The sequence below is a fragment of the Gracilibacillus ureilyticus genome (genome assembly GCF_900111195.1).
GTDB classification, from domain to species: Bacteria; Bacillota; Bacilli; order Bacillales; family Amphibacillaceae; genus Gracilibacillus; species Gracilibacillus ureilyticus.
In genome coordinates this window covers 153,426-161,975 of sequence record NZ_FOGL01000007.1, presented here as the reverse complement: position 1 = coordinate 161,975, position 8,550 = coordinate 153,426, and the positions used below count along the sequence as shown (strand labels likewise).

Below are 8,550 nucleotides of genomic sequence, written 5' to 3'. Positions count from 1 at the left end.
CCGATTCCATTCGTAGAAGCGACAGTGACTATAAATCGTTTTACCAAAAGAAATATCAAGAAGTAACCAAGCATCAACATAAGAGAGCCCTCGTCTTAACCGCAAGAAAATTAGTACGATTGGTTTTTTCGCTACTAAAGACCAATCAATTATATATTGCACCTGAAAGGAGAGAGTTTTAAAGTAAGACTCACCTTTCATTATTGGATATTCTCACATCCATTTTTTTACAAATGTCGTGAGGTTTCTTTAGTGTATTCTTTTTTAGGGTTAAGAGGTTAAGGGGTTAGAATAATTTCCAATTCTTTATGATTTTGTTCTTGACTATTTACCACTGTGCTAATAACTAGCTTTGAAGGCCAGAATGTATAATTTCCAAATTAATATCCGCCTGGATTGGCAATGCAGGATAGAGTTCATAAAAAGAGTCTTTCTTCCATGACCTATCCTGTGATCTGACGATATTGCCTAATCCAATAGGGTCCACTTCGTTTTCTTTTAAAAGAGCCAGTAATTTGTCAATATCTTTCTCAAGCTTTTCAGTAATTAGTTTTTTCAATTTCCTGATGTCTTCCGGTTTTTCGGAATTAAATCGATCCGGATAGTGAGTTAAAGTTGCTTCCAGTTGTAAATTCAGCTTAAGCTTTTGCCCCTCTTTATCCCAATCCCATTTACTCTTACTTTGATAGGTGCGAATAACTAAATTTTCACTTCGATCACTTTCATCCACCTCTATTTGATAATCTGCCTCTGTTTTTTCATCATTAATCAATGAAAATATAATTGTTTGCTCAGGATTCAAATGAAGCTTTAACTTATTATTTTTAAAAATGCCCAATCCATCGATCTTGACTCGCCGGTTTTTATCTTCAGTTGTAACCATCGGAACATAAGCATCCATCCCTTCCCCATAAAAATGATTTAAGAAAACATGGAGATTCATATTAGGTAAAGTATGGCGTTCCATATTATGACGTAATCGATCCGCTAAGGTAAGTGATTTCTCTTCTTTAAAAATGTTCAGCGTTTCTTTAGCAGATTCGGTTGAGATTGCAATTTGAATGTTTGTCCCTACCTGCGGATTGATGATAAACCGGTCTACCATATCCTGAATGCCTTCTTCTGCATAGTTTTTACCAAATAAAAGAACTCTGATTTTTGAAATTTCCACAGGAGTGCTTGTATATTCAGACATATTACGTACTAATAAAATACCCGTTGGGGCTTTAACAGATAAATACTGTATTTCATCACTATCTTTACTTTTTGTGTATTCCGGAAATAGTGCTGTACCAACTAAATCACCATTATCAGCAAGATCAAAACCAAATACATGTACGATACTAATTTTGTCAATGATTCGCGTTCTAGTGCAGCCAATTAGACCAGTAATACAAGTTAGCAGTAAGAAAATTATGATGTGTTTTCGCCATTTTTTCATTTTCACATCCAGCCTTTACGGTAGAAATTATTCAGAATTAAGCCCTTTGTCTGTATCTTTATTTGATACTGGTGAATATTTTTTCACACTTAAAACTCTTAAATACCAAGGACGATTATTACTCTTCATATAATTAGGTCTTATAAATGCACTAGCTATACCACCTTTTCTGAAAGGATAGATTGGAAGCAGAAATGGAACCCCTAGTGATTTCAGACGGGCTAAGTGAGCAATTAATATAGTTAATCCTGCATAAATTCCTAATCCACCCCAGACACTTGCAAGCAGGATAAAAGGATAACGTAATAAACGTACCGCATTGGACATTTTATAGATTGGTGTAGTAAATGATGATAAGGCTGCCAGCGCTACTACAATAAGCAGAATGTTACTTGTAAGTGCTGCTTCCACTGTTGCCTGCCCAATAACGATTCCACCTACAATCCCGAGGGTTTGTCCAATTTTTGTTGGTAATCTTGCTCCAGCTTCTCTTAATAAATCAATGGTTATTTCCAAAAATAATACCTCTATTACAGGTGGAAAAGGTACGTTCGCTCTTGAAAAAATAATAGGACCTAATAAATCCTTAGGTACTACTTCATAATGAAAGGTTAATATAGCAACATAAAAGGATGTAGCAAAGATAGAAAATAACATTCCGAATATCCGAATTAATTTAAAGAATGATGCGATAATGGAAGGAAGGTAAAAGTCCTCCGGATTTGAAAAGAAGTCCATTAATGATGCCGGGCCAATGACCGCATAAGATGATTTATCACTAAGCAACACAATATTCCCCTGAACAAGTGCCCCTACTGTTCTATCCACCCGCTCTGTCGAAATAAATAATGGAAAAGGGGTGGTGCTTTTGTCTGCAATTAACTGCTCAATTTGAGTATTATCAAAAGTTGCATCAATGTCCAGCTCTTTAATTCTCTGATTAACCGTATTTACATATTCAGGATTGGTGACTCCATCTAAGTAAGCAAGTACAACCTTCGTCTTAGTTCTGGAACCAACTAAACTCTCCTCAAAAATCAAATCAGAGGTATTTAGATGATCCCTTAATAAATGGAGATTTGTATTTATATCCTCTATAAAACCAACTTTTGGCCCAATAACACTAAACTCATTCTCTGTTTCATTAGTCTCACGCTGTCCCAATCTGGAATTTCCAATATCCACAATTGCGAATTTTTCCTGATTATTTGAATAATATATAACAGCTGAACCATCGTGGAGTTTTCTTTCAATCTCACCAGGATCTTTTATCATATGAATGCCCTCAACGGGTATAATGTTCTTTAATTCAGCAAGGTCTCTTATTTTAGAGACATCTTCCTTCAGAAAAGGTAAAACTGAGTTTTGAATTATTTTTGGTTCAATTAATGTTTGATAAAAGCTTATAACTAATGAAGGATCAGTTTCCAATGGTGTAATTGTTGTAAAATCACTTGATTTATTTGCCTTTTCAAAAACTTCACTAATCGTTTTTTCTTCTGTTTCCAACCTTCCTTCAGACCGTTGGCTTACTCTCTTCCTTCTGACCATTACTTCACCCAACCCTTTACATATATTCATATGGTAAAGCTAGTATTTGCCAATATTTCTGGAATTATTATTTGAAAGTCACATTGTTGAACTTTCTGGACAATTTTTAACATAAAGAAAGCCCATTTTGATCTATAATGATACAAAAAGGGCCTCTTCTAAGGTTCTAGTTTATATATGTATTTAAAATGTTCTTGGAACCACTTCTTACAGCATTCTTCTCCAGTTGTGTAATACTCTCGCATCTTTTAAAAATTGATCTTCATCGTCATCCTTAACAAATTCCATTAATACATGCCGCTGTTTAAACTGATCTAAATTTTTTATTTTTTGAAGATAGGATAACCATTCCCTTTCCCCTTCAATAAGTGAATACCTCTTGTTATATGACTCCCAGAAAAACAGGTGAATATTCGAAATCCACTGATTAACTGCATCAATACTTGCCTGCCTCTCTACCATTGAGACACCATTGGGTGGCTGCCAATATGTATAGATATTTGGGTGGTTCACTTCTGATAGCAAATTCTGCGCACTTTCATTTGTATCTGTTAAAGTATTTTCATGAAATTCGAAATGAACAGTTATACCTTCTTCCTGAGCCAAATCAGCAATCAGCCAAGTCTCCTGAATCACTTTACTTCTGTACAGGGAATCTGCATGGGTACTCCCTTTTGCACCTGGCCAAACTCTTACCGCAGGGGCACCCAATGCTTTCGCAGTCTGCAAAATTTCACGAAAGTTAGTATCTTCTCCAACTCGGTAGTAAGAACCATAGCTAGCCACTTGTATTCCATGAGACCGAGTTAACTCTCCAACTTTTCTTGCTGTCTCCTCATTACCAGGTGGCACATGAACATCCCCACCCCATTCAATACTGTCCAGCTCTGCCTTTACTGCTAGTTCAATAACTTCTTTTACAGTTTTATCCCGAAAAGTAACCGAGCACAATCCGATTTTCAATTTACGCCATCCTTTCAAACTGTTCTCTTGATATTGACTATCTAAGTGTCTCATCATTATTATCCAATTACAAAGATAATGAAAGTTAATAGTTTTTTGTCCATTTCACTACGTGGGGAGATTAACAACAAAAGTAAATTTTTCAACAGTGAGGTGTGGTAGATTTAGAGCTTTGAGAAAGATAAATTTCCCTTTACAGGTGACCAACTTTTATTGTGCGGTGACTGCTTTAGTTTGCAGATCTGCTTCTTTTTCCATAAAAAGTGTAATAACTGTCCCCAGCGCCAACATTAATGCACCCATCCAAAATGCGATATTATAATCCCCCGAAACAGAACGAAGATATCCACCCAGGAACACTCCTAAGGCTGCGAAAACCTGATGTAATAACCAACTGAAACCAAGGATACTTCCCATCGCATTTTTACCAAATCGGTCACCAATAATGCCAGTGACTAGTGGTATTATTGGCATCGAAGCTAAACCGTAAATAACTGCAAATACATACAATTGCCAAATACCTGGTGCAACCGCTAACCAAATAAATGCAACTAATCGAATAACGTACAGGGCTATTAATATATTTTTCTTCCCAAATCTGTTGCTTAATTGTCCTGTAAGCCACATTGAGATGACACTCGCTAAAGCTGCGATGCCCAGCAACTGGCCTCCAAGAGAAGTAGAACCTCCCAAATCTATAGCAAACTTCGGAAGATGCATTGTTACAAGGTATAAAGTGAAACCACATGATACAAAACCTAAGCTTGCAATCCAGAAATGACTGCTAATTAATGCCTCGGATAACAACGCACTTTTTGTTGCAGATATAGCCATTGTATTTTCTCCATCAGGAAACTGACCTGCATCCTGCGGGTTATTTTTTATCAAAAATATTACTAAAGGTACGACTACTATAAGAATAATTAATCCCAGCACAGCAAATGCAGCTCGAAAACCTGTATTTGCAATTAAGAAACCAGCCAAGGGTAATAAAACAAGTTGACCAATATTCATTCCCATAGAACTTCTTGAAAGCATTTTTGCTCTTTTTTTCGTATACCAGCGTGATACTAATACTGAATTAGCCATTGATCCGCACCCAGCAAAACCGATAGCTGTCAACACTCCATAATAAACAAAAAATTGCCATAATTGTGTAATCGTTGCAGATAGTAAGAATGCTATTCCCATCAACACTGCACTACAAGAAATAACAAGCTTGGGACCAAATTGATCAATTAACCTCCCCATTACCGGTTGAAATACTCCCCATGTAATCATATTTAGAGACACCGCCAAACTTAGAGTCGTCAACTCCCAATCAAAAGCCAAATGTAATGGTTCAAAAAACTGTCCAGCTGATAAATTTAGACCAAAAGCCCCCATCAGTGTAATAAATGCTACTAAAACTACACGGTTGCCTAAAAATGGTTGTTGCATGTTAATTCCCCCTCATTAATTAACCATTAAATTAATGTTTTAATGGTTAATAATATAAACTTTTTTCATTAACCTGTCAAGCGTGTTATAATAGGTTAATCAGAAAATTTAAGGGAGTAGTTCTAAATGAAGAAAAATACGAAGTTTCCACTCATCTCTGGTCATCTATCATTAGATCTCGTAAATACAGAAGTAGTACGAAATGGGACGCGTATTGATTTACTTGATTCCGCCGAAGATTTAATTAATTGGATTAATACACTGGATAAGAAAGGAATTTTATCTCCAAAACAATTTTCAAGTGATGTGGAAGAGTGGGCTATCGATGCTTTGTCCTTAATTAAATGCCTTCGTTTGTCATTAAGGAAGGTTTTTGAAGATTTCGCAGATGGAAAAAACGTTAAAGAGGAATGGATGAAAGATCTAGAATCCTTTATTAAAAAAGCTCCATTTACTTACCTATTAGAAGAGAAGACTTTAATTACAAGGCCAATTGGTAAACCAGAAGATGTGCTGGCTTCATTAATAGCCTACGATGCTATGAAGCTTTTTGCCGAAGATAAATTATCTAACATGCATCGATGTGCAAATCCAGATTGTGTTCTATTGTTTATGGATACGAGAGGGAGGCGAAAATGGTGTTCAATGAAAATATGTGGAAATCGGAAGAAAGTTACCCGTCATCTGAAACGTAAAAATGTAAGAGAGTAAATTAACTAAAGGACGGTGAATACTTAGCAATGATGGATTATAAGCTTCTCCTCATAGTAAGTGAGGGTGACCGGACCCCTCGCTTACTTATTGATCATTTTACCTTCTTCTATTTTCCACCCTTAGACCAAACCACCACAGGAATTAATAATAGTGATAGAACCCCACCGATAAAGGATAATAACGGATAGCTTGATCCTGCTACAATTATCCCCGATAAAGCGCCGCCAGCAGCTCCTGACAATGCAATCAAAACATCCACTGTACCTTGAGTCTTAGCCCTTGTGGATATATCGGTTGAGTCTACGATTAGAGCAGTACCGCTTATGAGACCAAAATTCCATCCTAATCCCAGTAAAGTAAGTGAGACTATCAGAAGAAAAGTAGATTCTCCTGGTGCAATAGTTCCTATTAAACCAGATAGAAGCAGTGTAGCTCCAGAGGCAATCGTCATCACAGTACGCCCCATCTTATCAACGAGGAAACCAGTAAATAATGAGGGGAGGTACATGGCACCAATATGAAAACCTATCACAAGACCAACCGCACTTAAGCTATGATGATGCTGGCTCATATGGACAGGTGTCATTGTCATTAAAGCTACCATTACAATTTGAGTTAATACCATAATTGTGGCACCGACAGCTACTCCTCTTTTGTTTAACATATTTTCCGATGGTACTGAATCTTCTTTATCTTCATTCCCCTTACTAGCTGCTGCAATCATCCCAGCTATAACGAACGGATCGGGACGGAGCATTACGAAAAGGACGATACCTGCTGAAATATAGGCAGCAGCCGCTAAGATAAATGGGCCAGCAAGTGGCGGGACACCGATTGAAAGAGCAAAATTCCCCATCACATTTACCAGGTTTGGTCCCGCAACTGCTCCGAATGTTGTAAATACCATTGTCATACTAATTGCTGTAGCTCGCTGTTTACTATTCGCTAAATCAGTTCCTGCATACCGCGCTTGTAAGTTTGTTGCGGTACCTGCGCCGTAAATAACAAGCGAAAGGAATAACAATAATACACTGTTGATGATTGCTGCAATGATGACTCCTATAGCCCCAAGTCCACCAGCTAAAAATCCCGTTGACAAACCTGCACAACGTCCATATCGCTGTGAAAGTCTCCCAACAAGTAAAGCCGCCCCTGCTGATCCAGAAGTAATAAGAGCAGAAGGAAGTCCTGCAAATGTTTCCGTACCAAGCATCTGATGCGCAAGAAGCGCACCAACAGTGACCCCCGCCGCTAATCCTGCACCTCCAAAAATTTGTGAGATACTTACAACAGCTAAGGTACGTTTGTATAACTTCCTTTGTTCTTCCGATGAAAGCACATAACTTTGTAAGGTTTTCACATTCTGTCTGGATACCATTATTTGTCCCTCCAATCTAAAAAACGCAAAAAACTATACACAATTATATGATTTTTCTTGCTATAAAACAATCAGTTTTTCCATTTATGCCCTGCCTCTTAGTAAATATTACTTACTTCCTTTTACAGCTTGAAAGAGATCCACCACTTAAAAAGTTTATTTCAAAATATATCGGGAATAAATTTTCAGTAAGAGGCTTATTACAGCTCAGGAACTAGCCACCTGTAATACCACATTGATTCACTTTATAAGGAGGTTATTTCATGAAGCCATATCTAAAGTTTGCAGGCATGGTTCTCACTTCTACCGTCCTAATGTTTATCTTCAAGTATCTGAGTACTTTTCAGTTAAACCATGTATTTTTTAGTGAAACAAGAGTGTATATGGCAATCTTGATGGGTTCCACAATGACTGTAATTATGTTGATTTTTATGCGTAATATGTTAAAAAACCGTAAGCTTAATATAGGGATTCTCGTAAGTAGTGTAATCGTCTTTTCCCTTTCATTGTTCCTGTTGCGCAGTCAAACACTAGTTGATGACTCGGACTACATGGAAGCAATGATCCCCCATCATTCCATTGCGATTCTAACTAGTGAACGCGCAGAAATTACCGATCCACGAGTGCGGGAACTTGCAGATGAAATTATTAAGGCACAACGGAAAGAAATTGACGAAATGAAAACATTGATAGAAGACCTTGAAGATGATTAATATCATTGATTGAGGTGCTGGGAAAAATCGCTAAAATAGTATAAAAGATGGTTCTGGGCAATTAAATTCGCTTGGAACCATTTTTTGTTATTTCAATTATCAAAACTGTTTTGTACTTGATGGTATACTTCCTCTAGTTTACTGCCATAAACGTAAACCCAATTTCCTTTCTAACTTTAATTTTTACCCTCTCAAAGAAATCATTCTTGTAAAATCCTAATTAGGCTTAAAGGTTCCCATTTCACGTTTACCATACTGATTAGCATAATTACTCTTGATTAACAATTCTTTTAAGCGCACCCTTTTGAACTACTTCGCTCTCGTTTTTCCGGACGCGATGGCTTTCAGAT

General features: G+C 37.0%; 7 protein-coding genes and 1 pseudogene. 3 read left to right on the top strand and 5 right to left on the bottom strand.

The annotated features are described in order from the left end of the window. A pseudogene (locus BMW36_RS20565) lies at positions 1-182 on the top strand (IS110 family RNA-guided transposase); the annotation flags it as partial. 164 nt (positions 183-346) lie between these two features. Here the strand turns inward: BMW36_RS20565 and BMW36_RS09050 are convergent. The 4 genes from BMW36_RS09050 to BMW36_RS09035 form a co-directional block, all read right to left on the bottom strand. After that, positions 347-1,441 carry a Ger(x)C family spore germination protein gene (locus tag BMW36_RS09050; RefSeq protein WP_089740548.1) on the bottom strand — a complete coding sequence of 365 codons (1,095 nt, stop codon included), beginning with the start codon at positions 1,439-1,441 and terminating at the stop codon, positions 347-349. A gap of 27 nt (positions 1,442-1,468) precedes the next feature. Beyond that, on the bottom strand, positions 1,469-2,992 hold the full coding sequence (locus tag BMW36_RS09045; RefSeq protein WP_089740547.1) for a spore germination protein: 1,524 nt from the start codon (positions 2,990-2,992) through the stop codon (positions 1,469-1,471). Between the two features lie 207 nt (positions 2,993-3,199). After that, positions 3,200-3,955, bottom strand: a complete 756-nt coding sequence (locus BMW36_RS09040; protein WP_089740546.1) for a sugar phosphate isomerase/epimerase family protein — start codon at positions 3,953-3,955, stop codon at positions 3,200-3,202. A gap of 210 nt (positions 3,956-4,165) precedes the next feature. Then, positions 4,166-5,395, bottom strand: coding sequence for an MFS transporter (locus BMW36_RS09035; protein ID WP_089740545.1), 1,230 nt, complete (start codon positions 5,393-5,395; stop codon positions 4,166-4,168). 126 nt (positions 5,396-5,521) lie between these two features. Here BMW36_RS09035 and BMW36_RS09030 point away from each other — a divergent pair, with 126 nt between their 5' ends. Next, positions 5,522-6,106 (top strand): CGNR zinc finger domain-containing protein, encoded by a 585-nt coding sequence (locus tag BMW36_RS09030; RefSeq protein WP_089740544.1) that lies wholly within the window; start codon positions 5,522-5,524, stop codon positions 6,104-6,106. A gap of 109 nt (positions 6,107-6,215) precedes the next feature. Here BMW36_RS09030 and BMW36_RS09025 read toward each other — a convergent pair whose 3' ends face one another. Then, complete coding sequence (locus tag BMW36_RS09025; RefSeq protein WP_089740543.1) at positions 6,216-7,487, bottom strand: MFS transporter; 1,272 nt, start codon at positions 7,485-7,487, stop codon at positions 6,216-6,218. Between the two features lie 263 nt (positions 7,488-7,750). On the opposite strand from BMW36_RS09025, the gene BMW36_RS09020 reads away from it, so the two are divergent. Continuing rightward, positions 7,751-8,200: a DUF305 domain-containing protein gene (locus BMW36_RS09020; protein WP_089740542.1), complete on the top strand. Its 450-nt coding sequence runs from the start codon at positions 7,751-7,753 to the stop codon at positions 8,198-8,200. Positions 8,201-8,550 lie beyond the last annotated feature (350 nt).